Genomic DNA, 24,654 nt, shown 5'->3' on the forward strand with positions numbered 1-24,654 from the left:
GTTCAGCCGGCGGCCGTCACCGTCGCCTCGTGCCGGACCGGGAAGTTGACCGAGTTGGCGATGAAGCACCACTCGTTCGCCTGGGCGTGCGCCCGCTCGGCCGCCTCGATCATCGACGCCTCGGCGACGACGACCTCCGGTCGCAGCAGCACCTCGACGAAGGACCCGCCGCCGGCGCCGTTCTCGCGCATCAGGCCGCTCGCGGTGTCGCGATAGGAGACGACCACCACGCCGGCCGTCACGCACGCGTGCAGATAGGACAGCAGGTGGCACTCCGAGAGGGAGGCCAGCAAGAGGTCCTCCGGATTCCAGCGCGACGGATCGCCGCGGAAGGGCTTGTCGGACGACGCGAGCAGCTCGGGCTTCCCCTCGACCTCGATCGTGACGTCACGGCGGTAGTCGCGATAACCGCTCGTGCCGGACCCGGCGTTGCCGGTCCAGGTGGAGGTGAGGGCGTAGCGGTGCTCGCCGAGGGCCCGGGGAGTCGTCTGCTCTGGCATGCGCCCAGTCTGCCAGGCGGCGCCGACACCCGGGCTCCGCCCTCGACGGAGCCGCGCCGCACCCGCCGGTAGAGTTGTCGGGTGCTGGAGACTCTCACCGTTCAGGATTCCGTCGAACTCGCCGTCGTGGAGCGGAGCGGCTTCATCGAGTCGCGTCATGCCGGTGCGGCCGTCGTGCTGTCGCCCGAGGGCGAGGTGGTCGCGCGGCATGGGAACGCGGAGGCACTGATCCTCCCCCGCTCCAGCCTCAAGCCCCTGCAGGCAGTCGCCTGCCTCACGGCGGGCGCCGTGCTCGAGGGAGAGCAGTTGGCTCTGTCCACCGCCAGCCATTCCGGAACCGACCGGCACGCCGAGGTCGTGCGCGAGATGCTCACCGCCGGCGGCCTCAACGAGGACGACCTCGCCTGTCCCCCGGCGTGGCCGAGCGACTCCGCGACCCGCGACGAGATGGTGCGCGAGCACGGCCAGGAGGCGCGGGTCCGGATGAACTGCTCGGGCAAGCACGCCGCGATGCTCCGCGCCTGCATCGCGACCGGCTGGCCCGTCGAGGGCTACCTCGATCCGACCCACCCGCTCCAGGCCCACATCCGCGACGTCATCGAACGCCTGACCGGCGAGAAGATGGCGCACACCGCGATCGACGGCTGCGGCGCCCCGGTGTACGCCCTCACCCTCACGGGCCTGGCCCGTGCGATCCACCGCGTCGGCACCGCCTCCGAGCGCTCCCCCTTCGCGCTGCATCGGGTGGCCGGCGCCCTGGTCAAGGCTGTCCGCGAGAACCCCTGGACCATCGATGGTCCGGGGCGCCCTGACACGATCGCGATCGAGCGGCTCGGCGTCTTCGCGAAGGGCGGCGCGGAGGGCGTCATGGTGATGGTGGCTCCGAACGGGACCACGGTCGCCCTCAAGATGCTGGACGGCGGCGCCCGGGCATCGACGATCGTGGCCGCCACGCTGCTGGCGCGCGCCGGCGGCCTCAGCGAGGCCGACGTGACCGCGCTGGCCGAGGCCCTGCCGCTCGCGGTGCTCGGTGGCGGCTCCCGCGTCGGCGTCGTCCGGCCCGGCGCGGGTATCTGACCGCACATCGGCGGCACGGGACCCGTGTGCCGCCGTCGGGTGGTCATCGACGCCCCAGAGCATCGATGACCACACGCCGGGGTGCGCGGTCGCCGATCACGGACCACGCGCGTCCGGCGTCGGGTCGGGCGTACGGCGGGCGGACGCGGACGCCGACGAGCTGGCGCAGCTCGCTGGGCCGCTCCGCCCGGATGAGCACCTCCCCGTGCGACCGCACCCGCTGCCACAGCGCCCAGTGACGCTGCCAGCTCTCGGCATCGGCGACGAGCACGAGCGGCTTGCCGGTCCGGCTCGTCTCGGGACGAGCGGCCTGCACGTCCCACTCCGGGTGCGCCGAGGCCAGCGTCTCGACGACCGAGGCCGCGCCCGGGGTGACCAGCGCCGTCAGCTCCCCCGCCGGTGCCCAGGCCGCCGCCACCTCGCGGAGGGGCTGCAGCGGCCGTACGGGCATACTCTCGGTGTCGATCCACGCGAACTGCATCTCCCGCTCCTCGAGGACCGCCCGCCCCGGCGGCCGGTCTCGTCGGAAGGCCGCCAGCTCGCCGCCGGCGGCGAGGTGCTCGACCCGGGTGGGCATCCGGAGCACCGCTCGTCGCGGAAGCGCATCGAACACGCGCGCCAGAGGGCCCACGGCCCGGCTCGCCGCCAGCACCCAGGTGACGGCCGCCTTCGACCGCACGAGGTGCTCCCAGCGCTGGACGAAGTCCTGACCGTCTTCGAGAGGCAGCGCCGCATGGAGAGCGTCGAGGTCGTCGGCGAGCACGACATCGGACGGAGCGCCGTCCTCCTCCGTCCATGCGAGGAGCTGATCGACGGCGCTCTCGGGGTCATCAGGGAACCACGTGCATTCCGGATACTGCGCGGCGATCACGCGCAGCGCTGTCGTCCTGCCGGTCCCCGGAGCGCCGAGCACAGCGAGGCCGCGCTCGTGCCCCGGACGCAGGACCTCCAGCGGCTGCGCCTGGTGGTCGGGGTCGTCGGCGCGTCCGAGCACAATCAGCGGCCCCTCCTCGGTTCTCCGGTCGCCCGTCCTCGACCCGGCCCGCAGCGTCTCGAGCGGCAGGTGCGCGGGGAGGGCCGGGTGCCACGGCGGTGCGGACGGAGTCGTACCGGACCACCGCTCCCCGATGCGACGGATGTGCTCGTCATCCGCGAGCGCTGTGCGCACGGGGTGGGGCTCCTCGTCCTGGGGGCGTCGGAGCAGCGCCCGACCGCGCCCGTCCGCGCCCCCGGGCAGATCCGCCGCTTCCCCGGTCCCGATCACCGCTCGACTGTCGGCGGCCTCCGCGACGCGGAGGCTGATCCGCAGCGGGCAGTTCGTCGCGAGAGCGTCACGGATGACACCGGCGGCGCGCTGGGTGCCCAGGATCAGGTGCATGCCCAGCGCACGCCCCCGCGCCGCGACATCGGTGAACACCGCCGCGAGCTCCGCGTGCTCCTGCAGCAAGGCGGCGAACTCGTCGACGACGATGACCAGACGGGGCAGGTCGGTCTCGCGCACGTCCCGGGCGCCCATCGCGGCGAGGGCTGCCTCGCGACGCCGCATCTCGGCGGCGAGGCTGGCGACCCCGCGTCGCGCCTCCGTCTCATCGAGGTCGGTGATGACGCCGACCACCTGCGGCAGACCGCGCAACCGGTCGAAGGCCGTTCCTCCCTTGAAGTCCGCGAGGAGGAAGCTCACCCGGTCAGGGCCGTGTCCCGCGCAGACCGCGACGACCCAGCTGACGAGGAGCTCGCTCTTGCCCGTGCCCGTCATCCCCGTCACGATGGCGTGCGGACCGTCCTCGACGATGTCGGCTCCCACGGGCGCGCCATCCCTCCCGGTGCCCAGCGCGACGCGGAGGCCCGGCCCCGCCGGCGGCTGCGGAAGGTCTCGCAGGGCTGTCTCGGTGACGGCGGGCCCCGCCCCGTCCCGCGCGCCGCACAGCTCCGCCGCGGCCGCTGCCTGGGCGGAAGCGAGGAACTCCACGGCGAGGTCGGCCTCGCCGTCCGGCGTCCGCAGCGTGGCCGCGCCCGGTTCCTCGATGTCGATCACCGTCGTGATGCCCTCCGGGACCTCGGCGCCGGACGGAACGGTCCAGATCACGGCATCCGCACGTGGCCCCGACCCGCCGGCCGAACCGGTGGCGAGGGCGAGACGGAATCCGCCGCGTCGCGCTCGCTGCGCATGCGGAAGCGCTCGGAGCGCCGGGTCGCACCCCTCGTCGCCGACGAGGGACAGCACGCTCGGCGAGAAGCGCAGGCAGAGCTGGATCACGAGAGCGCGAGCTGCGGCCTGCACGAGCGGCTCCCGGCCGCGGAGGCACACCCCACGGCCGAGGGCGACGACCCACGGCGCGTCCTCCAACACCGCGCAGCGGCGGCGGAAGGCGTGAGCACGGGCGTCGTCACCGCCTTCGCAGCGCACCCCGCTCGCCCGGGATCCGCGTCCCACCACCAGCGGGGTGTCGTCGCCCGGCGGTCGGGCATCCCGCAACGGTCGGTCGCGGATGCAGGATGCCGCATCCGGATGACGGCGTTCCCCCTGCGCCCGCTCCTGCGCGTGCCGACGATGCAGCTCGGCCTCGATGTCGGCCCAGGCGGTGCTCACCCTGAGCGCGTCGGCCTTCCGTTCCCGACGGCGCCCCCGGGCCGTGTCGAGGAGAGAAGCGCCCAGCATCAGGGGACCGAGAGCCGCGAACCACAGCGCGTGCACGGCCCCCGTCGTCATCCAGAGCGCGAGGCCGGCCACCACGGGGACGACGGCGGCGACGAGGGGAAGCGGGCGGCGGCGGAGCGGTGTCGATGCGGACGGCAGGAGCAGCGGCGAAGGGTCCATGCCCCCAGTGCATCCCACCCCCGGTGCCGATGCGGCCTCTCCACAGGCTGCGGGGCGCTACTCCGCGGAGTCGTCGGATGGGGAGGAGGAGTCCTCGGGGTCGCTGACCTGCAGGACGATCACGGTGACGTTGTCGCGACCGCCGTTGTCGAGAGCCGCGGCGAGCATCGCGTCGACGCTCTCCCCCGGATCGGCGTGCGCGCGGAGGAAGTGCTGGATGCCGTAGTCCGTGAGCTCCTTCGTGAGTCCGTCGGAGCAGATCACGAAGCGATCTCCCGGCCGCACGTCGATGGTCACGTAGTCCGGCGCGGTGAGCTCACTGGCGCCGACGGCGCGGGTGATCACGTTGCTGTACGGGTGTCCCTCGGCCTCTTCCGGGCTGAGCTTTCCCGCTGTGATGAGCTCCTGCACGACCGAGTGATCCGTCGTGACCTGCAGCAGCCGGTCGTCGCGGAGGAGGTACACGCGGGAATCGCCGATGTTCAGCGCCACCCAGTGCGGTTCCCCCTCGCGCTCATCGAGATACACACCCGTGAGCGTGGTGCCGGTGCCTTCATCGGTGGTGTCCGGGTGCCCGGCGATGTCGTCCACCGCGAGAGCGAGCGCCTTCTCGATCGCGGACGGAGAGACCTCGTCCGCGTCCACCACCGCGCGCAGCCGGGTGACGGTGCTCTGGCTGGCGATCTCCCCGCCGGCGTGGCCGCCCATGCCGTCCGCGACGATGAACAACGGGTACTCGGCGAGCAGCGCGTCCTGATTCGTCTCCCGGCGTCGCCCCTGGTCGGTGACCCCGGCCCAGGACAGCAGCAACGGACGATGCGCAACCGTGACGGTGTGCGTCTTGGTCTCAGCCACGAACTGCCTCCGATGGACCTGCGGCGAAGGGGACGGGCGCAGGATACTCACACATCGTAGTGGAACTCGCTCTCCTGCTCCGCACCGGGATCTTTGTGAACGGGGCGCGGGACGAAAGGAGGAGAGTGCACGGCCCTCCGGTGCGACGAGTCCATGCCTCCACGTTAGCGGCATGTCGGGGCGTGCCGGCACCACGGACGCGAAGAACCCCCGGTCCGGAGACCGGGGGTTCTTCCACCGTCATCACGCAGGAGGCTGCGTGGGATCGTTCGGCGTGGTCGGCGGAGCCGGAGGCGCCGCAGGCGGAGCCGCCGGAGGCGCGGGAGGCGTGGTGGGCGGAGCCGCGGGCGGAGCCGGCGGAGTGGTGGGCGGCACCGGAGGGATCGGCGCTCCCGTCGCCGGAGCGGTCGGCGCGGCCGGCGGTGCGTAGCCCGGAGCGGCGGGCGGGGTGTACGGCTGCGTCGGAGGAGCGTACCCCTGCGGAGGGGTGCCGTAGCCCTGCGGGGCACCGTACCCCTGGGGCGCGCCGTAGCCCTGCTGCGGCGCGGCCGCGGCGGGCTGGACGGGGATGCCGTCCCAGACCGTGCGGTCGCCGAGGAATCCGTTGCCCGCCCACGGTGCCGGCTGGATGTTCGGGTTCCAGCGCGACTTGTCGAAGGCGTTGATGCCGAGCCAGACGACGGCGAGGAAGACGTAGAGGACAACCCAGACGGCGTCCTTCTGGAGCTTGAGACCCACGCGCCACGCGGCGATGGCCGAGAGCACCCCGAGGGCCAGCGAGAACAGGAAGCCGATGCCGATCCAGCTCAGCAGCGCGGCGCCCGCGATCCCGTAGAGGACGAGCCACGGACTCAGGTCGCCGAGCTTGAAGAAGATCATGGAGTTGTAGACCGGCACCCAGGCGCGCCAGTTCCCCTGGACTCCGGCCTTCTGGAAGATCTTCATGTAGAAGAGCGACACCAGGACGTATCCGGCGACCGCGATCAGCAGAATGACGAAGAAGTAGGCGAAGAGCAGGCCGAGATAGCCCGCTCCGTAGTCGTCGTAACCCATGAGGCTCACATTCTCTGGTCAGGGGAGACGGCTTTCGTCCCCCACCACGAGACTCCCCGCCTCGCATTGGACATGGTAGCGGTGCGCCCAGGGGGCGGCAACGACCGCCGGAGGCGATTCGCCGGGCTCGGGGCGGGCGTCAGTCGGCGACGACCAGCTCGACCTCGCCGGGCACCTTCCCGTCCCGGAGCACGACGTCATGCGCCTGGGCCCACCGCTGCAGCGCACGGAGAGAGCCGAGCCGCGGACGATCCTCCGCCAGCGCGCGCACGAGCAGCCCCTTGCTCTTCTTGTTGAAGTGGTTCAGGGCTCTCCCCTGCTCCGTGACGACCCGCACGTACGCCGACGACACCGCGCGCGGGACCGGACCGAGCGCTGCGTAGGCCTCGCTGCGCAGATCGAGGACGAACGCGGGGGCGTCGGCCGCGATCGCCGCCGACGTCGGATCGGCCCAGTGACGGCGGAGCGGCGCCACTCCGGGCAGCGCCGTGCCGGCAGCGAGCCGATACGTCGGAACCCCGTCCAGGGCGGCGACGGGACCGAACGGGGCGCTGTGGATCCACACATGGGCATCCAGCCAGCGGCGGGACGCGGTGGACAGCGATCCCGCGTCGAGGGCGTCGAACAGCACCCCGGTGTAGCGGTCCACCGCGGGCATCGTGGGTGCGCTCCGCAGAGCCCTGTTGTGTGCGATGTCTCCTCGCTGCCGTTCGCTGAGCTTGAGCACGCGGCGCGCCGAGTCCTCGTCGTCCGCGAGAGCGATGAGCGCGTCGATCACGGCGTTCCGTTGCGGCGCGAGATCGGGAAGCGCGAGCGCCGACACGTCCAGCGGGCTGCCGTCACCGCCCTCGCGCTTGGTCTCGGACGGCGGGAGCAGGATCTTCATAGGACCTCGGGGAAAAGAGACGCGTCCGCCTCGGCACCCGGGCGGGTGTCGAGGCGGACGCGATGTACAGGACTGTCAGGAGATGAGTGCCGCGTTGCCGGCCACGATCGTCAGGACGTCGCCCTCCATCGAGAGGAATCCGTCCTGCGCGTTCGCCAGCACCTTGGCGCCATCCGTCTGGGTGATCCGGACCTGGCCCTCGGCGAGGATGGCCAGCACCGGCTCGTGACCGGACATGAAGCCGATCTCGCCCTCGACGGTCTTGGCGACCACGAGGCTCGCCTCTCCCGTCCAGACCTCCGCGTCGGCGGAGACGAGGCTGACGTGCAGCGCCATGGTCAGGCGTTCTCCTTCTGGATCTGCGCCCAGCGCTCCTCCACGTCGGAGATGCCACCGACGTTGAAGAAGGCCTGCTCGGCGACGTGGTCGAAGTCACCGCGGGTGATCGCATCGAACGACTCGATGGTCTCCTTCAGCGGCACGGTCGAGCCCTCGACGCCCGTGAACTTCTTCGCCATGTAGGTGTTCTGCGAGAGGAACTGCTGGATGCGACGTGCACGCGACACGACGATCTTGTCTTCCTCGGAGAGCTCGTCGACACCGAGGATGGCGATGATCTCCTGCAGCTCCTTGTTCTTCTGGAGGATCTGCTTGACCGTGGTGGCCACGCGGTAGTGGTCCTCGCCCAAGTAGCGGGGGTCCATGATGCGCGACGTCGAGGTCAGCGGGTCGATGGCCGGGTACAGACCCTTCGACGCGATCTCACGCGAGAGCTCGGTCGTCGCGTCGAGGTGCGCGAAGGTCGTGGCCGGAGCCGGGTCGGTGTAGTCGTCGGCCGGCACGTAGATCGCCTGCAGGGAGGTGATCGAGTGACCGCGCGTCGAGGTGATGCGCTCCTGGAGGAGGCCCATCTCGTCGGCGAGGTTCGGCTGGTACCCCACGGCGGAGGGCATGCGGCCCAGCAGCGTGGAGACCTCGGAACCGGCCTGCGTGAAGCGGAAGATGTTGTCGATGAAGAGCAGCACGTCCTGCTTCTGCACGTCACGGAAGTACTCCGCCATCGTCAGAGCCGACAGCGCGACGCGCAGACGCGTCCCCGGCGGCTCGTCCATCTGGCCGAAGACGAGGGCGGTCTTGTCGAAGACGCCCGCCTCCTCCATCTCGTGGATGAGGTCGTTGCCCTCACGGGTGCGCTCACCGACACCGGCGAACACCGACACGCCACCGTGGTCCTGCGCGACGCGCTGGATCATCTCCTGGATGAGGACGGTCTTGCCGACGCCGGCACCACCGAAGAGACCGATCTTCCCACCCTGCACGTACGGGGTGAGGAGGTCGATCGACTTGATGCCCGTCTCGAACATCGTGGTCTTCGACTCGAGCTGGTCGAAGTTCGGGGCCTTGCGGTGGATGGGCCAGCGCTCCGTGACCTCGATGGTCTCACCGGGCTCGCCGTTGAGGACCTCGCCGATCACGTTGAAGACCTTGCCCTTGGTGATGTCACCGACGGGGACCGAGATGGCCTCACCGGTGTCACGCACCTCCTGACCGCGGACGATGCCGTCGGTCGGCTTCAGGGCGATGGCGCGGACCAGGTCGTCGCCGAGGTGCTGCGCGACCTCGAGCGTGATCTCGGTGGACTCCTCGCCGATCGTGATCGTCGTCTTCAGCGCGTTGTAGATGTCGGGGATCGAGTCGTGCGGGAACTCGATGTCGACAACCGGACCGTTGACGCGGGCGACGCGCCCGACGACCGCGGTCGCCGGCTGCTCAGCCGTGGCGGTGGTGGTCATTTCTTCGTCTCTTTCCTGAGGGTCTGTCAGCTCGATGCGAGAGCGTCGGCGCCACCGACGATCTCGGCGATCTGCTGGGTGATCTCGGCCTGACGCGCGTTGTTGCGCAGGCGGGTGTAGTCGGTGATGAGCTTGTCGGCGTTGTCGCTGGCCGACTTCATCGCCTTCTGCGTCGCGGCCTGCTTGGCGGCGGACGACTGCAGGAGGGCGTTGAAGACGCGGCTCTGGATGTACACCGGCAGGATCGCGTCGAGCACCGTCTCGGCGTCGGGCTCGAACTCGTACAGCGGGTAGACGGTGCTGCCCGCCTCCGAGTCGTCGGCCTCCGCGATCTCCAGCGGCAGCAGGCGCACGGACTCCGGCGACTGCGTCATCATGCTGACGAAGCGGTTGTACACGAGGTGGATCTCGTCGACGCCGCCGTCCTCTCCCCCACGGTTGAAGGCCTCGAGAAGCGTCTGCGAGATCTCCTCCGCCGTGTGGAACGAGGGGGTGTCGGTGTCGCCGGTCCACTCTGCAGCGGCCTCGATACGACGGAACTGGAAGTACCCGACGGCCTTGCGGCCCACGAGGTAGAACACCGGCTCCTTGCCCTGCTCACGCAGGAGCTCCGCGACCTCGAGACCCTCACGGAGGATCTGCGAGTTGAAGGCTCCGGCGAGGCCGCGGTCCGACGAGAAGATCACGACCGCGGAGCGGCGGATCGTCTCGGGCTCGCGGGTGAGCGGGTGGTCGACGTTCGAGTGCGTCGCGACGGCGGACACGGCCCTCGTCACGGCCCGCGCGAAGGGAGTGGACGCCTTGACGCGTGCCATCGCCTTCTGGATGCGCGAAGCCGCGATGAGTTCCATCGCCTTCGTGATCTTCTTGGTCGTCTGAGCAGAAGAGATCTTCTGCTTGTAGACCCTGAGTTGAGCGCCCATGAATCAGTACCTCACGCGATTACGCGCGACGACCCTTGACGATCTTCTCCTGGTTGACGTCCTCGGCCTCGGCCGCAGCGTGCTCCTCGTGACCAGGGGCGCCGATGGCGTGGCCCTTGCCGCCCTGGAACTCCAGGAGGAAGTTGTCGGTCTGCTTGTCGAGCTCGGCGACGGTCGCGTCGTCCAGCACGTTCGTCTCCCGCAGCGTGTCGAGCACCTTGGTGTTGCGACGCAGGTAGTCGAGCAGCTCGCGCTCGAAGCGCAGCACGTCCTCGACCTCGATCGAGTCGAGCTTGCCGTTGGTGCCGGCCCAGATCGAGACGACCTGCTCCTCCACCGGGTACGGCGAGTACTGCGGCTGCTTGAGCAGCTCGGTCAGACGGGCACCGCGCGAGAGCTGACGGCGCGACGCGGCGTCGAGGTCCGACGCGAACATCGCGAACGCCTCGAGCGAGCGGTACTGCGCCAGCTCCAGCTTCAACGTTCCGGAGACCTTCTTGATCGACTTCACCTGGGCGTCACCACCGACACGCGACACCGAGATACCCACGTCGACCGCGGGACGCTGGTTGGCGTTGAAGAGGTCGGACTGCAGGAAGATCTGGCCGTCGGTGATCGAGATCACGTTGGTCGGGATGTACGCCGAGACGTCGTTCGCCTTGGTCTCGATGATCGGGAGACCCGTCATCGAGCCGGCACCGAGCTCGTCGGACAGCTTCGCGCACCGCTCGAGCAGACGCGAGTGCAGGTAGAAGACGTCGCCCGGGTAGGCCTCGCGGCCCGGCGGGCGACGGAGCAGCAGGGAGACGGCACGGTAGGCCTCGGCCTGCTTCGACAGGTCGTCGAAGATGATCAGGACGTGCTTGCCGCCGTACATCCAGTGCTGGCCGATGGCCGAACCGGTGTACGGAGCGAGGTACTTGAAGCCGGCGGGGTCGGACGCCGGCGCCGCCACGATGGTGGTGTACTCCAGAGCGCCGGCCTCTTCGAGCGCGCCCTTCACCGAAGCGATGGTCGAGCCCTTCTGACCGATGGCGACGTAGATGCAGCGGACCTGCTTGTTGACGTCGCCGGACTCCCAGTTGGCCTTCTGGTTGATGATCGTGTCGATCGCGATGGCCGTCTTGCCGGTCTGACGGTCGCCGATGATGAGCTGGCGCTGGCCGCGGCCGACCGGGATCATCGCGTCGATGGCCTTGATGCCGGTCTGCATCGGCTCGTGGACCGACTTGCGCTGCATGACGCCGGGGGCCTGGAGCTCGAGCTCGCGGACACCCTCGGTCGCGATCGCGCCGAGGCCGTCGATCGGGTTGCCGAGCGGGTCGACCACGCGGCCGAGGTAGCCGTCACCGACCGGGACGGAGAGGACCTCACCCGTGCGGGTGACTTCCTGACCGGCCTCGATGCCGGTGAAGTCGCCGAGGACGACGACGCCGATCTCGTGCTCGTCGAGGTTCAGCGCGAGACCCTTGGTGCCGTCGGCGAAGGTCACGAGCTCGTTCGCCATGACGCCGGGAAGTCCCTCGACGTGAGCGATGCCGTCGGCGGCGTCGATGACGGTGCCGACCTCGGTCGCCGCGGCCCCGGTGGGCTCGTACGCGGCGGCGAAATCCTTCAGCGCGTCACGGATGACGTCGGGGCTGATCGATAGTTCTGCCATTGTCTTCCCTTTGTATCTGGGTGCGCGGTTCCCCGCGCGAAGTCGTGTTAGCCCGCGAGCTTCTGGCGAAGGTCGGCGAGTCGTGCGGAGATGCTGCCGTCGATGACGTCATCGGCGATCTGCACGCGCAGGCCTCCGACGACGCTGGGGTCGATGACGACGTTGAGGGACACCTGGCCGCCGTATCGCTGCGAGAGCGTCTGGCCGAGTCGCGTGCGCTGGGCGTCGCTGAGCTCGGTCGCCGTGTGCACCGTGGCCACGAGGCGGCCGCGCTGACTCGAGACGATGCGCATCGCCCGGCTCAGCAGCTGCCGCACCCGGCGCTCGCGCGGCTGACGCACGAGGGACGTGACGATGAGGGCCGTCGGAGCGCTGGCGGAGGCGTCGGCGAGGAGACGCTCGACCAGGGCGGCCTTCGCGTCCTCTCCCCCGAGCCGGCTGCCGAGAGCGAGTTCGAGCTCCGGGTTCGCCGCGACCACGCGCGAGAAGCCGAAGAGCTCTCCCTCGATGTCCGCGCCGGGCTCGGCGATGGTCGCCGCCCGGATCGCGAGCTCTTCGAGGCCGTCGATCAGCTCGGACGCGTTCGACCAGCGCTCGGCGACCGCGGTGCGCAGGACGTCCTGCGCTGCGGAGCCGTACTGGCCGAACACCGCGGACACGACGTTCTGCCGGGCCGTGGTCGGAGCCGAGGGGTCAGCCAGCGCGCCGCTCAGCTGAGACGATTCGCCCACGGCCCGCGCGGCCGCGAACAGCTCGCGCGCGGTCTCGAGGGTGACGTCCTTCGCTGCGGCAAGCGTCTGAGTGGATGCCGCGAGTGCCTGAGCGGTCGCGCTGCCCATTACTGAGCCGCCTTCTCGGATGCTTCGAGATCGGCGAGGAAGCGGTCGACCACGGCGGCCGCGCGAGCGTCGTCGGAGAGCGTCTCGCCGACCACGCCGCCGGCGAGGTCGAGAGCGAGCGAGCCGACCTCGCTACGCAGGGAGACGAGAGCCGTCTGGCGCTCGGCCTCGATCTGCGTGTGCGCGGTGGCGGTCAGACGCGCGGCCTCGCTGGCTGCGGTCTCCTTCGCCTCGGCGATGATCTTCTTGCCGTCCTCACGGGCGGCCTCACGGATCTCACCGGCCTCGGTACGCGCCTCGGCGAGCTGCCGGGTGTACTCCTCGAGAGCCGCTTCCGCCTGCTTCTGCGCCTCATCGGCCTTGGCGATGTTGCCCTCGATGGCGGCGGACCGCTCGTCGAGCATCTTCGTCAGACGGGGAAGGGCGACCTTCCACACGACGGCGAGGATGATGAGGAACCAGAAGCCCGACCAGATGATGTCGTACCACGCGGGGATCAGCGGGTTGTTCGCCGCCTCACCCTCAGCCGCGAGGTTCGTGACAAGAGCGTTCAGCATCCTGTCTCCTTCAGAAGTCGGTGGGGATTACGGGAAGGGGATGAATCCGACGGCGATGCCGACGAACGCAAGCGCCTCGGTGAAGGCGATACCGATCCACATGAGGACCTGCAGGCGACCGGCCAGCTCGGGCTGACGGGCGACGCCCTCGATGGTCTTGCCGACCACGATGCCCACACCGATGGCCGGGCCGATGGCCGCGAGGCCGTAGCCGACCGCCGCGAGGTGGCCGTTGATTTCAGCGAGAACCGTAGTTGCGTCCACGGGTTTTTCCTTTCGTTGGGTGGGAGGGCTGTTGCCCGCCCGCTCAGTGCTCTTCTGCGACCGCGAGCTGGATGTAGACCGCGGTGAGGACGGTGAAGACGTATGCCTGCAGGACGGCCACCAGGATCTCGAAGAGAGTGAAGGCGCCACCGAAGGCGAGGGTTCCGATACCGAGGGCGGCCCAGCCGCCACCCGCGGTGAAGAAGAAGAACTGGGTCGCTGCGAAGCAGAGGACCAGGATCATGTGGCCGACGACGAGGTTCATCAGCAGTCGCAGGGTGAGGGTCACCGGGCGGATGATGAACGTCGAGATGAGCTCGATCGGCGTGACGATGAAGTAGACCGGCCACGGCACGCCCGACGGGAAGAGGGCGTTCTTGAAGAAGTTCTTCGGGCTCTTCTTGATGCCTGCGTAGATGAACGTGACGTAGCTGACCACGGCGAGCGTGAGCGGCACCGCGATGATCGCCGTTCCCGGCATGTTCAGGAACGGGATGATGCCCGTGATGTTCATGAACAGCACCATGAAGAAGATCGTGGTGAGGATCGGCAGGAACCGGTCGCCGTCCTTGCGGCCCAACAGGTCGTGGGCGATGCCGCCGCGGACGAAGCCGAGGCCCATCTCGACGAGGCTCTGGAACCGGCCGGGCACGACCTTCATGCGGCGGGTGCCGAGCCAGAGGATCAGGACGACGGCGATCACCGAGAGCAACTGGATCAGGTGGATCCGGTTGACCGGGATGGGTCCGACGTGGAAGAGGATCTCCGGGAAGAACTCATCGATCGAAGGGCCGTGGAACTCGCCATCAGAGGACGCGAGTCGGGGGGTCAGGGTCGCAGCAAGATTAAACAGCGCGGGCTCCAGCTTCGGGGCACCGGTCAGAACCGGGGCGACGATGGTCGGTGTGCTACACAGCGCAAGCGCTCGCGGGCGAGCGGCGGGCACTCCTCAACACTATCAGAATCCAAGGGTGCCCTAAGACCGCGGGGCCGTGTCCGCCGGGCCGTCCGGGGCATCGTTCGCTGCTCCCGGGGCGCGGTCCTCCGGCACCTCGGTGGGCAGCGTGGTGTCGCTGACGTTCGGCAGGCGCATCTGGGTCAGGACGACCACGTCGATGATCAGCGACATGAGCACGCCCGCCACGATCGACAGGAAGAACACCATCGGCTCGATCCACGGCTGTCCCGCGAGCAGGATCATCACGACGACGAAGACGCCGAGCTTCAGCAGCCAGCCGCCGAGCACGATCGCGAAGAAGAGCTGCACATAGAGCGGGTCGCCGTACCACCGGTTCGCGATGAGGATGCTCAGCCCGGTGATGCCGAGGAAGAGCGCAGCGAGGAGCACGCCGAGCAGTCCGCTGATCAGCCCCTCCCCCTGCGCGACGGCGAATCCGATGCCGCCGGCGACGAGGGCGAGCACGACGGTGGCCACGGCCGACCAGATGAGCGTGCGACGCAGGATCGGGGTGCTGGAAACGGGGCTCGGGCTCATCGGGGCTCCAGAGGGATCGGGTCGGGCGCGGCGCCCGCGGCGGTCTTGCGTCGGCGGGTGGGACTCAGGGTGATGACGAGGCACGCGGCGATGCCGACGACGCCGAACACGACGCCGGGGATGTACTGGCCCGGCCAGTCCTCCCTGGCGCCGACGTACATCAGGAGGACGGCGAGCGAGATGACGGCCGTCCAGGCGTAGAAGATGAGGACGGCGTCGCGGTCGCGGTGACCGAGGTCCAGCATCCGGTGGTGCAGGTGCTTGCGGTCCGGGGAGAACGGCGATCGGCCGGCGCTCATCCGGCGCAGCACGGCGAGCCCGAAGTCCAGGAGCGGCAGGAGCACGACGAGCAGCGGAAGCAGGATGGGCAGGAAGGCACCGATCAGCTGCGAGCGTCCGAGGCGCTCCGGGTCCAGCGCCGAGGGGTCCATCTGTCCGGTGATCGCGATGGCCGACGTCGCCATGAGCAGGCCGATGACGAGCGCACCGGAGTCGCCCATGAACAGCTTCGCCGGGCTCCAGTTCAACGGCAGGAACCCGAGGCACGCCCCGATGAGGACCGCGGCGAGGAACGTGGAGAGGTTGAAGTAGCTCGAGGCACCGGAGTCGCGCGTGAAGATGTACGAGTAGGCGAAGAACACCCCGTTGGAGATCAGGCAGACGCCGGCGACGAGACCGTCGAGGCCGTCGATGAAGTTCACGGCGTTCATGACGATCACGATCGCGAACATCGTGATCGTGATGCTCAGCCAGCTCGACACCACGATGAGGTCGCCGAACGGCAGGGAGAGGATCTGCAGGCCGCCACCCACGGTGATGATGCCCGCGGCGAGGAACTGCGCGCCGAGCTTGATCATCCAATCGATGTCCCAGAGGTCGTCCATGACCCCGATCACGGCGATGAGGAGGGCGGCCGCGAGGATGGACCACATGGTCTGCGGGGGCGTCCAGATGCTCTGGAAGAAGGGGTTGGCCGCCGAGATCGCGAAGGCGGCCACGATGCCGAAGAAGATCGCGACGCCGCCGAGGCGGGGCGTCGGCGTGGTGTGCACGTCGCGCTCGCGGATGCCGGGATACAGCTTGAAGCGCAGGCTCAACCGCCACACCGCCCACGTCAGCACGAAGGTGATCGCGGCGGTGACGATGATCGTGAAGAGGTACTGCTTCACGAATCCCCGTCCTGCGGCTCCGGCTCGAGCAGATCGCCCAGGACCTCGCGCAGCTGCTCTCTCGTCACCACGCCGTCCCGCAGGACCCGGACCACGCCCGGCTCGGCGTCGGAGGCGCGGCGGACGAGCGAGGTGGCGTCGATGATCGTGGACGCGACGCCGTTCCTGCTCATGCCGTCGTCCAGATACACGGCGATGCTGTCGCCCAGCATCTTCTCGGCGTCGAGCGCGGAGATCGCCGCCGCCTTCCCGGTGAGGTTGGCGCTGGACACCGCGAGCGGCCCGGTCTCGGCCAGCAGTTCGAGAACCACGCGCCCCTCGGGCATGCGCACGGCCACGGTCCCCCTGGTCTCCCCCAGGTCCCACACCAGCGAGGGCTGCGCGGGAAGGACGATCGTGAGGCCGCCGGGCCAGAACGCGTCGACGAGGCGCTGGACCGGCTCCGGGACCTCCTCCGCGAGGGCCGTCAGCGTCTCCTTCGTGCCGACGAGAACGGGCGGCGGCTGATTGCGGCCGCGCCCCTTGGCATCCAGGAGGCGCTGCACCGCGGGCGGCGAGAAGGCGTCGGCGGCGACGCCGTAGACGGTGTCGGTGGGGATGACGATGAGGTCGCCGCGGCCGATCGCCTGACGCGCGTTGCGCATCCCGGCGAGCAGCTGCGCCTCGTCGCTGCAGTCGAAGATGGGGGACATGACGGTTCGATTCTACGCGGGGCGGGTTCGGGACGAGCTCGACGTCTGCTGATCAGGGACGCACGGCGGTGGTGGCGCGATCGCGCAGCGTCAGATCGCGATGGGTGGCCGCGGCCCGCCAGCCGTCCGCCGCGAGCAGCTCCCGGATCGGAGCGCCCTGCAGCTCACCGTGCTCGATCACCAGCGTCCCCCCGGGCCGGAGCAGTCGCAGTGCGCGCGTGCTGAGGACGCGGACGACGTCGAGACCGTCCTCTCCGCCGTAGAGGGCCAGCGCCGGATCGAACAGCCGGACCTCCGGATCGCGGGGGATCGCCTGCGCCGGCACGTACGGCGGGTTGGAGATGACGACGCTCGCGGTGCCGTCGAGCTCGGGGAACGCGTCTGCCAGGTCCGAGAGCACGAGGGTGAGGTTCTCGACGCCCGCGACGTTGCGTCGGGCCCAGGCGTGCGCCTCCGGAGAGAGCTCAGCGGCGTACACCCGGGCGTGCGGCACCTCGGTGGCCATCGCGAGCGCGATCGCGCCGCTGCCGGTGCCGAGGTCGACCCCGATCGGTGACGGCTCCCCCGAACCCAGGAGAGCGTCGATCGCGTACTGCACCACCGTCTCCGTCTCGGGACGCGGGACGAAGACGCCAGGGCCGACCGCGAGCTCCAGGTGCCGGAACGGCGCAGTTCCGGTGAGGTGCTGCAACGGCTCCCTGCGCGCGCGGCGGTCGACGAGGGCGTCCAGCGCCGCCGCGTCGTCATCGGTGAGCCGGTCGCCGCGGATCACCGCCGCCTGCACCTCTCCCCTGCGCTGTCCGCGGACGTGTCCGGCGAGCAGCTCCGCATCGACGAGGGGGTCGGGCACGCCGGCGTCGGCGAGACGCTGCGCCGCGGCGCGCACGGCGGCGGCGAGGGAGAGGTCGGGCATGGCTCCAGCGTAGAGTGCGCGACCGTCACAATGCCCCGTCCCCCATCGCGCTCGCCTAGGCTGGATCGGCAGCGCACCCGCACAGGAAGGCTCCCCCATGTCCGGCATCCACCCCGACATCACCACCGCTTTCGGGAACACCCCGCTCGTCCGCCTCAACCGCGTGACCGAGGGCCTCGGCGCCACCGTGCTCGCGAAGCTCGAGTACTACAACCCGGCGTCCAGCGTGAAGGACCGCATCGGCATCGCCATGATCAACGCCGCCGAGGCCGCCGGCGAGCTCGCCCCCGGCGGGACGATCGTGGAGTCGACGAGCGGCAACACCGGCATCGCCCTCGCCATGGTGGGCGCCGCGCGCGGCTACCGCGTCATCCTCACGATGCCCGCCTCGATGTCGAAGGAGCGCCGCGTGCTGCTCAAGGCGTTCGGCGCGGAGATCGTCCTCACCGACCCCACGAAGGGCATGAAGGGGGCGATCGAGGAGGTCAAGCGCATCGTCGACGAGACCCCGGGCGCCATCTGGATCCGCCAGTTCGAGAACGCGGCGAACCCGCAGATCCACCGCGAGACCACGGCGCAGGAGATCCTGCGCGACACCGACGGCGCGGTCGACATCTTCATCGCCGGCGTGGGCACGGGCGGCACGGTCACCGGCACCGGCCAGGCCCTGAAGGCGGCGAAGCCCGAGGTCCAGGTCATCGCCGTCGAACCCAAGGACTCCCCCGTCCTGACCGAAGGGCACCCCGGACCGCACAAGATTCAGGGCATCGGCCCGAACTTCGTGCCCGACGTGCTCGACCGCGAGGTGCTCGACGAGATCATCACGGCGGAGTTCGAGGACTCGCTGCGCGTGGCCCGCGCGCTCGCGGCGAAGGAGGGTCTGCTGGTCGGCATGTCCTCCGGTGCCGCCGTCTCGGCCGCGCTGACCGTCGCCGCGCGCCCGGAGAACGCCGGCAAGACCATCGTCGTGATCATCCCGGACACCGGCGAGCGGTACCTCTCCACCGCCCTGTTCGAGGATCTGCGCGAGGACTGAGGTCGTCGATGGGCATGATCGGGCGAATGCGCGAGGACATCGCCGCCGCGCGCCTTCGCGACCCGGCCGCGCGCACCGCGGTCGAGGTCGCGCTGCTCTACCCGGGGCTGCACGCCATCTGGGCGCACCGCATCTCGCACGCGCTGTGGCGGCGGCGCCTCCGGCTCCTCGCCCGCACCGGGTCGCAGGTCGCCCGGTGGCTGACGGGCGTCGAGATCCATCCCGGCGCCCGGATCGGCCGACGCTTCTTCATCGATCACGGCATGGGCGTCGTCATCGGCGAGACGGCGGAGATCGGTGATGACGTGCTGATGTACCACGGTGTGACCCTCGGCGGGCGGACCAGGGACGTCGGCAAGCGGCACCCCACCCTGCAGGACGGCGTGGCCGTGGGCGCGGGGGCGAAGATCCTCGGCCCCGTCACGGTCGGAGCCCGTTCGGTGGTGGGCGCCAACGCCGTGGTCACCAAGGACGCCCCCGCCGACAGCGTGCTCGTGGGTGTGCCGGCGAAGCCGCGTCAGCGGACCGCCGGTGAGGACACCAGGGCTCTGCTGACCGCCCCGGACTACTCCATCTGACGCGCAGCCCTTCGACCCGAGCGACGGCCGCTGCGGCCCTCCATCCGGCGCCGCAGGAAGATGAGCGGCAGCAGCACGCTGCCGAGCGCCGTCACGAGCCAGACGATGACGGCGCCCAGCAGCCACCCGGTCAGGTCGACGATGCGCAGGCCCCCGATGGGAAGCAGCACGACGACCATGAGGGCGATGAGCGTGGAGAAGATCCCGATGCCGCCCATGAGCACGGGCGCATAGCGGTCGGCGAGCCTGCTGACCCACGGCGACAGAACGCTCTGCAGCACGGCGAACACGACGATGCACACGACGAACCCCCACCACTGGTCCCACTGGATCTGGAAACCGTCGAGGAGGAGGTCCGCCGCCAGCAGACCGAGGCCGGCCGACACGAGGTACATCAGGCCGCGATACAGGAGTGTGATCACGGGGCGAGCCTAGCGCGGCACCGGGGCGCGGTCATTGCGCGACGAAGAACGGGACGGCACCGACCAGGATGCCGATCCCCAGCATCACGAGCGACACGATGACCGCGCGCCACAGCACCTTGCGATGGTGGTCTCCGAGGTTCACCCCGGCGAGGGAGACGAGCAGCAGGATCGCGGGCACGAGCGGGCTCTGCAGATGCACCGGCTGCCCGGTGATCGAGGCCCTGGCCATCTCGACCGGATCGATGCCGAAGTTCGCCGCGCTCTGGGCGAGCACGGGGAGGATCCCGAAGTAGAAGGCGTCGTTCGACATGAAGAACGTGAACGGGATGGACAGCACACCCGTGATCGGGGCGAGGAACGGGCCGAGTGCGGGCGGCAGCACGTTCGTGATCCACGTCGCCATCGCGTCGACCATGCCGGTGCCGGAGAGGACCCCCACGAGGACGCCGGCGGCGATGACCATCGACACGACACCGACGATGCTCGGGGCGTGCGCGACGATCTCCGCCGCCTGGTCCTTGATGCCGCGGAAGTTGACGACGAGCGCGATGCCCGCGCCGACCATGAACACGTAGGGCAGCGGAAGGATGTCGATCACCAGGAGCACCATGACCGCGACGGTCAGGAGGAGGTTGAACCAGATCAGCCGCGGACGCAGGGTCGGGCGGGCGGGATCCAGCATGGTGTCGGCCATCGCCGTGTCCGCGGGGTCGACGCTCCCGGCGGCGACCGGAGCGTGTCCGCCGGCGACGACGACGAGGTTGCCGGTGCGCAGCGAGGCACGAGCGCCCGGCTTGAGCTCGGCGCCGCGGAAGATCCGGGGCACCGAGGAGAGGACGCCGCCGTCGGCTCCGGTGAGCCGGCCGTCCGCGTCGATCCGCCCCAGACGCCGCCGCTCCCCCAGCCCGAGGAGCCAGGCGAAGCCGAGCGTCACGACGATGCCTGCGCCGAGGGCGGGGAGCATCGGCACGAAGATCTCCGTCGGCTGGACACCGAGCGCGGTCGCGGCGCGCACGGTCGGGCCGCCCCACGGAACGATGTTGAGCGTGCCGTTCATGAGGCCGGCGACACAGGTGAGGACGACGGGGCTCATGCCGAGGCGGAGGTAGATGGGCAGCATCGCGGAGGTCGTGATGATGAAGGTCGTCGAGCCGTCGCCGTCGAGGGACACCGCGCCCGCGAGGATCGCCGTCCCGAGCACCACCTTCGCGGGGTCGTCGCCGAGTACCCGTGTGATCAGCCGAATGAGGGGGTCGAAGAGGCCGACGTCGATCATGATGCCGAAGAACATGATCGCGAACATCAGCAGCGCGGCCGTGGGCGCCATGGTGCCGATCGAGTCGAGGATCATGTCGCCGAGCCCGAGCCCTGCTCCCGCGAAGAGCCCGAAGGCGGTCGGCACGAGGATCAGGGCCACCATCGGGGTGAGGCGCTTGGTCATGATCAGCGTCATGAACACGAGGACCATCGTGAAGCCGAGGATGACGAGCACACCCTCCGGCGGCACGAAGGCCACGTCGTAGGTCGGTGCCTCCTCCTCGGCGGCAGCGATCAGCGCGGTCGATGCGTGGAACATGCGTGACTCCTTCGTCGTCGCTCCGTCATCGCTGACGGATCCTGACGAGGCTAGGGAATCCGGAGACGCCGAGCGCGGTATGCCGCATAACCGCGCCTTGTGCGCGTACCGTGACTTCTGCGCATATTGCGCGTCGAGGAGGTGTCGATGTCCCCGCGGAGACGGGTCCGGTTCGCGACCCGCGCGCTGCTGCTGCACCTCGCCGCCGTCGCCCTCGTCGTGACGCTGTGCACGGGCGTGTACCTCGCCCTCGCGGTCCAGCAGCTGCGCGCCGAGGCGGAGTCGACCGCGCTCGGCATCGCGAGGACCCTGGCCGAGGACGCGCAGGTGCGGGCGGCGGTCGCCGCCATCTCCGCGTCGGACGACGAGCCGGACGCGGAGGCGCTGCGCAACGGAGACCTGCAGCAGATCGCCACCGACGTCATGGCCCGCACCGGGGCCCTGTTCGTCGTCATCACGGACGATGAAGGCATCCGACTCGCCCATCCGCTGCCCTCGCGGATCGGCGAGGTCGTGAGCACCCCGTTCGCCGCGGTGCTGGCGGGACGCGAGGTGGTCGACTGGCAGACCGGCACGCTCGGCGAGTCCGCCCGCGCGAAGGTGCCGGTGCGCGACGACTCCGGCACGCCGGTCGGCGAGATCAGCGTCGGGTTCGAGCGCAACGGCGTCTTCGACGACCTGCCGCCGCTGCTCGCCGCTCTCGGTCTGACCGCCGCCGGCGCGCTCGCCCTCGCCCTCCTGACCTTCCTCCTCCTGCGCCGGCGCTGGGAACGGTTGACCATCGGCGTGCAGCCCGAGGAGCTGGTCGCCCTCGTGCAGAATCAGACGGCGGTGCTCGACGGCGTCGGCGACGGCGTGCTCGCGGTCGATCAGGACGGCGTCGTGCGCGTGAGCAATGCCGCGGCGGACCGGCTTCTCGGGCTCCACGATCCGGTCGGCCGCACCGTGGACGCGCTTCCCCTCCCCCCTGTCGTGCGCGACACCGCCACCGGGGCCCGCGACCGCGCGGAGGCCGTCGTGGGCGACCGGATGCTGTACCTCGAGTCGCGCGCGGTGCGACGCGACGGGCGCGCGCTCGGCGATGTGCTGATCGTGCGCGACCGCACCGACCTCATCGCCCTGACCGAGCGACTGGAGGCCGTCCGGACGATGACCTCCGCGCTGCGTGTCCAACGCCACGAGTTCGCGAACCGCCTCCATGTGGCCGCGGGCCTCATCGACGCCGGTCGCGTCGACGACGCCAGGGCGTTCCTCGACGAGCTGGTGAGCCGCGGTCCGGTGGCGTTCCCCGTCACCGGACTCGACCTCGTGGGCGACCCGTTCCTGCACGCCTTCCTCGGAGCCAAGGGCGTCGAGGCCGCCGAACGGGGCGTCGCCCTGCGGATTGCGGCGGACACCCAGGTGATCGGCACCGTCCGTCGAGCGGAGGACGTGGCCAGCGTGCTCGGCAACCTCGTGGACAACGCGGTCGTGGCCGCCGTCGCGGGCGCGCGGGAGCCGCGGTGGGTGGAGGTCTCGGTGCTGAGCGACGGTGACGCGCTCGTCGTCACGGTGGCCGACTCCGGCGAGGGGCTCCGCCCGTCCGACCCCCGGCCGCACGCCGACGACGGGAGCGCGGACTCCGTGCACGGACACGGCATCGGACTGCCGCTCGCGACGGAGATCGCCCGCCGCAGCGGCGGCGACCTCTGGATCATCGACTCCGGCGGTCCCGATCACGGCGCGGTCTTCGCCGCCCGGCTCGGGGATGCCGTCGACCCCGCTCCGCGTGTCCCGAAGGAGGACCGATGACCGAACCGCTGCGCGCGCTCATCCTCGACGACGACTTCCGGGTGGCTGACCTGCACCGGACGATCGTGGACGATCAGCCCGGATACACCGTGACCGGGACCGCGCGGTCCTGCGCCGAGGCGCGCGAGCTCGTGCGCTCGACACGCCCCGACCTCCTGCTCGCCGACGTCTACCTCCCCGACGGGGACGGCATCGGACTCGTCCGCGAGCTCGGGGTCGACGCGATCCTCATCTCCGCCGCGGACGACGCGCCCACCGTGCGCCGCGCACTGCGAGCCGGCGCCGTGGGCTACCTCGTGAAGCCTTTCGACCGACGTGCTCTCACGGGACTCCTCGACCGGTACACCCGCTACCGCAACCTGCTCGCGGGTGATCGGCCCGTCACGCAGGAGGACGTGGACCGCGCGCTGGCGATCCTGCACGGCGGCGGCGAGCCGGTCTCCCTGTCGCGCTCGGCCACCGAGCAGCGCGTGCTCGCGGCGCTCGGCGACGGCGAGGCTTCAGCGGCGGAGGTCGCCGAGCGGGTCGGCATCTCCCGGGCCACGGCGCAACGGCACCTCGCGGCTCTCGCCGCACGGACCATCGTCGAGGTGCGCTTGCGCTACGGGTCGACCGGGCGTCCCGAGCACCGGTACGCCGCGCGCACCTGACGCCGTCGCGGCGGCCGCTCAGCCCTCGGAGCCGACGGCGGCCAGACGGGCCTCTTCGTCGGCGGCGATGGCGCTCTCGATGATGGGGTCGAGCGCGCCGTCCATGACCTGATCGAGGTTGTACGCCTTGAACCCGGTGCGGTGATCCGCGATCCGGTTCTCGGGGAAGTTGTAGGTGCGGATGCGCTCCGAGCGGTCCATGCCGCGGATCTGCGACTTGCGCGCGTCCGAGGCGGCCGCATCGAGCTCCTCCTGCTGCTTGGCCAGCAGCCGGGCACGCAGCACCCGCATCGCCGCCTCGCGGTTCTGCAGCTGCGATTTCTCGTTCTGCATCGACACGACGATCCCGGTGGGCACGTGCGTGATGCGGACAGCGGAGTCGGTGGTGTTCACCGACTGTCCGCCGGGGCCCGACGAGCGGAACACGTCGATCTTCAGATCGTTCTGATCGATCTGGATCTCCTCGGGCTCGTCCACCTCGGGGAACACGAGCACGCCGGTCGTGGAGGTGTGGATGCGGCCCTGCGACTCCGTGGCGGGAACCCGCTGCACGCGGTGCACGCCGCCCTCGTACTTCAGATGCGCCCAGACACCCTGTGCGGGGTCGGACGAGGAACCCTTGATGGCGACCTGGACGTCCTTGTAGCCGCCGAGGTCGGACTCGTTGCGCTCGAGCAGCTCGGTCTTCCACCCCTTCGACGCGGCGTACTGCACGTACATGCGCAGCAGATCCGCGGCGAACAGGGCCGACTCCGCGCCGCCCTCCCCCGCCTTGATCTCCATGATCACGTCGCGGGCGTCGTCCGGGTCGCGCGGGATGAGGAGGCGCCGCAGGCGCTCCTGCGCCGCCTGCACGCCCTCTTCGAGGGCGGGGACCTCCGCGGCGAAGGCCTCGTCCTCACGGGCCAGTTCCCGCGCCGCCTCCAGATCGTCGACGGCAGCCGTCCACGCCTCATGCGCCGCCACGATGCGCGACAGCTCGGCATACCGACGGTTCACGCGCTTGGCGCGAGCCGCGTCGGCGTGCACCGCCGGGTCGGAGAGCTCCTCCTGGACCCGGCGATGCTCGTCGATCAGAGTCTGGACGGACTCGAACACGTCGGT

General features: G+C 70.3%; 25 protein-coding genes. 5 read left to right on the forward strand and 20 right to left on the reverse strand.

The annotated features are described in order from the left end of the window. Nucleotides 1-2: 2 nt before the first annotated feature. Entirely contained in the window at nt 3-500 is a 498-nt protein-coding gene (locus AB0300_RS09805) for an OsmC family protein (protein ID WP_029989208.1), read from the reverse strand. Between the two features lie 81 nt (nt 501-581). Between AB0300_RS09805 and AB0300_RS09810 the strand changes: the two genes are divergently transcribed. Further along, nucleotides 582-1,577, forward strand: coding sequence for an asparaginase (locus AB0300_RS09810; RefSeq protein ID WP_303708072.1), 996 nt, complete (start codon nt 582-584; stop codon nt 1,575-1,577). Between the two features lie 43 nt (nt 1,578-1,620). Here the strand turns inward: AB0300_RS09810 and AB0300_RS09815 are convergent, their stop codons facing one another. The 16 genes from AB0300_RS09815 to prmC form a co-directional block, all read right to left on the reverse strand. Further along, nucleotides 1,621-4,395: an FtsK/SpoIIIE domain-containing protein gene (locus AB0300_RS09815; protein ID WP_366215925.1), complete on the reverse strand. Its 2,775-nt coding sequence runs from the start codon at nt 4,393-4,395 to the stop codon at nt 1,621-1,623. Between the two features lie 57 nt (nt 4,396-4,452). Then, nucleotides 4,453-5,250: a protein phosphatase 2C domain-containing protein gene (locus AB0300_RS09820; protein WP_025103156.1), complete on the reverse strand. Its 798-nt coding sequence runs from the start codon at nt 5,248-5,250 to the stop codon at nt 4,453-4,455. Between the two features lie 243 nt (nt 5,251-5,493). Then, nucleotides 5,494-6,303, reverse strand: a complete 810-nt coding sequence (locus tag AB0300_RS09825; RefSeq protein WP_025103155.1) for a DUF4794 domain-containing protein — start codon at nt 6,301-6,303, stop codon at nt 5,494-5,496. A 139-nt stretch (nt 6,304-6,442) separates the two neighbouring features. After that, a complete protein-coding gene (gene yaaA / locus AB0300_RS09830; RefSeq protein ID WP_249522033.1) occupies nt 6,443-7,189 on the reverse strand; it encodes a peroxide stress protein YaaA in 747 nt (248 codons plus the stop codon). Between the two features lie 75 nt (nt 7,190-7,264). After that, nucleotides 7,265-7,525 carry a F0F1 ATP synthase subunit epsilon gene (locus tag AB0300_RS09835; protein WP_025103153.1) on the reverse strand — a complete coding sequence of 87 codons (261 nt, stop codon included), beginning with the start codon at nt 7,523-7,525 and terminating at the stop codon, nt 7,265-7,267. A gap of 2 nt (nt 7,526-7,527) precedes the next feature. Continuing rightward, nucleotides 7,528-8,982 carry a F0F1 ATP synthase subunit beta gene (gene atpD / locus AB0300_RS09840; protein ID WP_025103152.1) on the reverse strand — a complete coding sequence of 485 codons (1,455 nt, stop codon included), beginning with the start codon at nt 8,980-8,982 and terminating at the stop codon, nt 7,528-7,530. Nucleotides 8,983-9,008: 26 nt separating this feature from the next. Continuing rightward, nucleotides 9,009-9,905 carry a F0F1 ATP synthase subunit gamma gene (locus tag AB0300_RS09845; RefSeq protein WP_025103151.1) on the reverse strand — a complete coding sequence of 299 codons (897 nt, stop codon included), beginning with the start codon at nt 9,903-9,905 and terminating at the stop codon, nt 9,009-9,011. A 19-nt stretch (nt 9,906-9,924) separates the two neighbouring features. Continuing rightward, nucleotides 9,925-11,565 (reverse strand): F0F1 ATP synthase subunit alpha, encoded by a 1,641-nt coding sequence (gene atpA, locus AB0300_RS09850; protein WP_062634989.1) that lies wholly within the window; start codon nt 11,563-11,565, stop codon nt 9,925-9,927. Nucleotides 11,566-11,612: 47 nt separating this feature from the next. Then, nucleotides 11,613-12,404 (reverse strand): F0F1 ATP synthase subunit delta, encoded by a 792-nt coding sequence (locus tag AB0300_RS09855; RefSeq protein ID WP_366215926.1) that lies wholly within the window; start codon nt 12,402-12,404, stop codon nt 11,613-11,615. Next, entirely contained in the window at nt 12,404-12,961 is a 558-nt protein-coding gene (locus AB0300_RS09860) for a F0F1 ATP synthase subunit B (protein ID WP_025103148.1), read from the reverse strand. Before AB0300_RS09860 ends, AB0300_RS09855 begins: the two co-directional genes overlap by 1 nt. A gap of 27 nt (nt 12,962-12,988) precedes the next feature. Further along, nucleotides 12,989-13,225: an ATP synthase F0 subunit C gene (gene atpE / locus AB0300_RS09865; RefSeq protein WP_025103147.1), complete on the reverse strand. Its 237-nt coding sequence runs from the start codon at nt 13,223-13,225 to the stop codon at nt 12,989-12,991. A gap of 43 nt (nt 13,226-13,268) precedes the next feature. Then, the gene (atpB, locus tag AB0300_RS09870) at nt 13,269-14,057 is read right to left on the reverse strand and encodes a F0F1 ATP synthase subunit A (protein WP_036292497.1); all 789 of its coding nucleotides are present in this window, start codon (nt 14,055-14,057) and stop codon (nt 13,269-13,271) included. Between the two features lie 144 nt (nt 14,058-14,201). Further along, entirely contained in the window at nt 14,202-14,720 is a 519-nt protein-coding gene (locus tag AB0300_RS09875; protein ID WP_025103145.1) for a hypothetical protein, read from the reverse strand. Then, entirely contained in the window at nt 14,717-15,889 is a 1,173-nt protein-coding gene (locus AB0300_RS09880) for an MraY family glycosyltransferase (protein ID WP_025103144.1), read from the reverse strand. Before AB0300_RS09880 ends, AB0300_RS09875 begins: the two co-directional genes overlap by 4 nt. Beyond that, nucleotides 15,886-16,581: an L-threonylcarbamoyladenylate synthase gene (locus AB0300_RS09885; protein WP_366215927.1), complete on the reverse strand. Its 696-nt coding sequence runs from the start codon at nt 16,579-16,581 to the stop codon at nt 15,886-15,888. The genes AB0300_RS09880 and AB0300_RS09885 overlap by 4 nt, the downstream gene beginning before the upstream one ends. Nucleotides 16,582-16,633: 52 nt before the next feature. Further along, nucleotides 16,634-17,494, reverse strand: a complete 861-nt coding sequence (gene prmC / locus AB0300_RS09890) for a peptide chain release factor N(5)-glutamine methyltransferase (RefSeq protein WP_025103142.1) — start codon at nt 17,492-17,494, stop codon at nt 16,634-16,636. A gap of 97 nt (nt 17,495-17,591) precedes the next feature. Between prmC and cysK the strand changes: the two genes are divergently transcribed. Both cysK and epsC read left to right on the forward strand, forming a co-directional pair. Continuing rightward, complete coding sequence (gene cysK / locus AB0300_RS09895) at nt 17,592-18,530, forward strand: cysteine synthase A (RefSeq protein WP_025103141.1); 939 nt, start codon at nt 17,592-17,594, stop codon at nt 18,528-18,530. Between the two features lie 8 nt (nt 18,531-18,538). Beyond that, nucleotides 18,539-19,108, forward strand: a complete 570-nt coding sequence (epsC, locus tag AB0300_RS09900) for a serine O-acetyltransferase EpsC (protein ID WP_025103140.1) — start codon at nt 18,539-18,541, stop codon at nt 19,106-19,108. Here epsC and AB0300_RS09905 read toward each other — a convergent pair. After that, the gene (locus tag AB0300_RS09905; RefSeq protein ID WP_025103139.1) at nt 19,096-19,530 is read right to left on the reverse strand and encodes a phage holin family protein; all 435 of its coding nucleotides are present in this window, start codon (nt 19,528-19,530) and stop codon (nt 19,096-19,098) included. The genes epsC and AB0300_RS09905 overlap by 13 nt on opposite strands. A 31-nt stretch (nt 19,531-19,561) precedes the next feature. Beyond that, nucleotides 19,562-21,109 (reverse strand): CitMHS family transporter, encoded by a 1,548-nt coding sequence (locus AB0300_RS09910; RefSeq protein ID WP_025103138.1) that lies wholly within the window; start codon nt 21,107-21,109, stop codon nt 19,562-19,564. A gap of 147 nt (nt 21,110-21,256) precedes the next feature. Between AB0300_RS09910 and AB0300_RS09915 the strand changes: the two genes are divergently transcribed. Together AB0300_RS09915 and AB0300_RS09920 are read left to right on the forward strand one after the other, a co-directional pair. Next, nucleotides 21,257-22,900, forward strand: coding sequence for a sensor histidine kinase (locus AB0300_RS09915; protein ID WP_366215928.1), 1,644 nt, complete (start codon nt 21,257-21,259; stop codon nt 22,898-22,900). Continuing rightward, nucleotides 22,897-23,550 carry a response regulator gene (locus AB0300_RS09920; RefSeq protein ID WP_366215929.1) on the forward strand — a complete coding sequence of 218 codons (654 nt, stop codon included), beginning with the start codon at nt 22,897-22,899 and terminating at the stop codon, nt 23,548-23,550. The genes AB0300_RS09915 and AB0300_RS09920 overlap by 4 nt, the downstream gene beginning before the upstream one ends. Nucleotides 23,551-23,568: 18 nt before the next feature. Here AB0300_RS09920 and prfA read toward each other — a convergent pair whose 3' ends face one another. Continuing rightward, a complete protein-coding gene (gene prfA, locus AB0300_RS09925) occupies nt 23,569-24,648 on the reverse strand; it encodes a peptide chain release factor 1 (RefSeq protein WP_025103135.1) in 1,080 nt (359 codons plus the stop codon). Between the last annotated feature and the right edge of the window lie 6 nt (nt 24,649-24,654).

Source organism: Microbacterium sp. NPDC078814, from assembly GCF_040702645.1.
Taxonomy (GTDB): domain Bacteria; phylum Actinomycetota; class Actinomycetes; order Actinomycetales; family Microbacteriaceae; genus Microbacterium.

What these genes read in the sequence shown, in the direction of transcription:
- AB0300_RS09805 (WP_029989208.1), bottom strand. Translation starts at nt 500, where the DNA reads ATGCCAGAGCAGACGACTCCCCGGGCCCTCGGCGAGCACCGCTACGCC.
- AB0300_RS09815 (WP_366215925.1), bottom strand. Translation starts at nt 4,395, where the DNA reads ATGGACCCTTCGCCGCTGCTCCTGCCGTCCGCATCGACACCGCTCCGC.
- AB0300_RS09825 (WP_025103155.1), bottom strand. Translation starts at nt 6,303, where the DNA reads ATGGGTTACGACGACTACGGAGCGGGCTATCTCGGCCTGCTCTTCGCC.
- yaaA (WP_249522033.1), bottom strand. Translation starts at nt 7,189, where the DNA reads ATGAAGATCCTGCTCCCGCCGTCCGAGACCAAGCGCGAGGGCGGTGAC.
- AB0300_RS09835 (WP_025103153.1), bottom strand. Translation starts at nt 7,525, where the DNA reads ATGGCGCTGCACGTCAGCCTCGTCTCCGCCGACGCGGAGGTCTGGACG.
- atpD (WP_025103152.1), bottom strand. Translation starts at nt 8,982, where the DNA reads ATGACCACCACCGCCACGGCTGAGCAGCCGGCGACCGCGGTCGTCGGG.
- AB0300_RS09845 (WP_025103151.1), bottom strand. Translation starts at nt 9,905, where the DNA reads ATGGGCGCTCAACTCAGGGTCTACAAGCAGAAGATCTCTTCTGCTCAG.
- atpA (WP_062634989.1), bottom strand. Translation starts at nt 11,565, where the DNA reads ATGGCAGAACTATCGATCAGCCCCGACGTCATCCGTGACGCGCTGAAG.
- AB0300_RS09855 (WP_366215926.1), bottom strand. Translation starts at nt 12,404, where the DNA reads ATGGGCAGCGCGACCGCTCAGGCACTCGCGGCATCCACTCAGACGCTT.
- AB0300_RS09860 (WP_025103148.1), bottom strand. Translation starts at nt 12,961, where the DNA reads ATGCTGAACGCTCTTGTCACGAACCTCGCGGCTGAGGGTGAGGCGGCG.
- AB0300_RS09875 (WP_025103145.1), bottom strand. Translation starts at nt 14,720, where the DNA reads ATGAGCCCGAGCCCCGTTTCCAGCACCCCGATCCTGCGTCGCACGCTC.
- AB0300_RS09885 (WP_366215927.1), bottom strand. Translation starts at nt 16,581, where the DNA reads ATGTCCCCCATCTTCGACTGCAGCGACGAGGCGCAGCTGCTCGCCGGG.
- prmC (WP_025103142.1), bottom strand. Translation starts at nt 17,494, where the DNA reads ATGCCCGACCTCTCCCTCGCCGCCGCCGTGCGCGCCGCGGCGCAGCGT.
- cysK (WP_025103141.1), top strand. Translation starts at nt 17,592, where the DNA reads ATGTCCGGCATCCACCCCGACATCACCACCGCTTTCGGGAACACCCCG.
- epsC (WP_025103140.1), top strand. Translation starts at nt 18,539, where the DNA reads ATGGGCATGATCGGGCGAATGCGCGAGGACATCGCCGCCGCGCGCCTT.
- AB0300_RS09910 (WP_025103138.1), bottom strand. Translation starts at nt 21,109, where the DNA reads ATGTTCCACGCATCGACCGCGCTGATCGCTGCCGCCGAGGAGGAGGCA.
- AB0300_RS09915 (WP_366215928.1), top strand. Translation starts at nt 21,257, where the DNA reads ATGTCCCCGCGGAGACGGGTCCGGTTCGCGACCCGCGCGCTGCTGCTG.
- AB0300_RS09920 (WP_366215929.1), top strand. Translation starts at nt 22,897, where the DNA reads ATGACCGAACCGCTGCGCGCGCTCATCCTCGACGACGACTTCCGGGTG.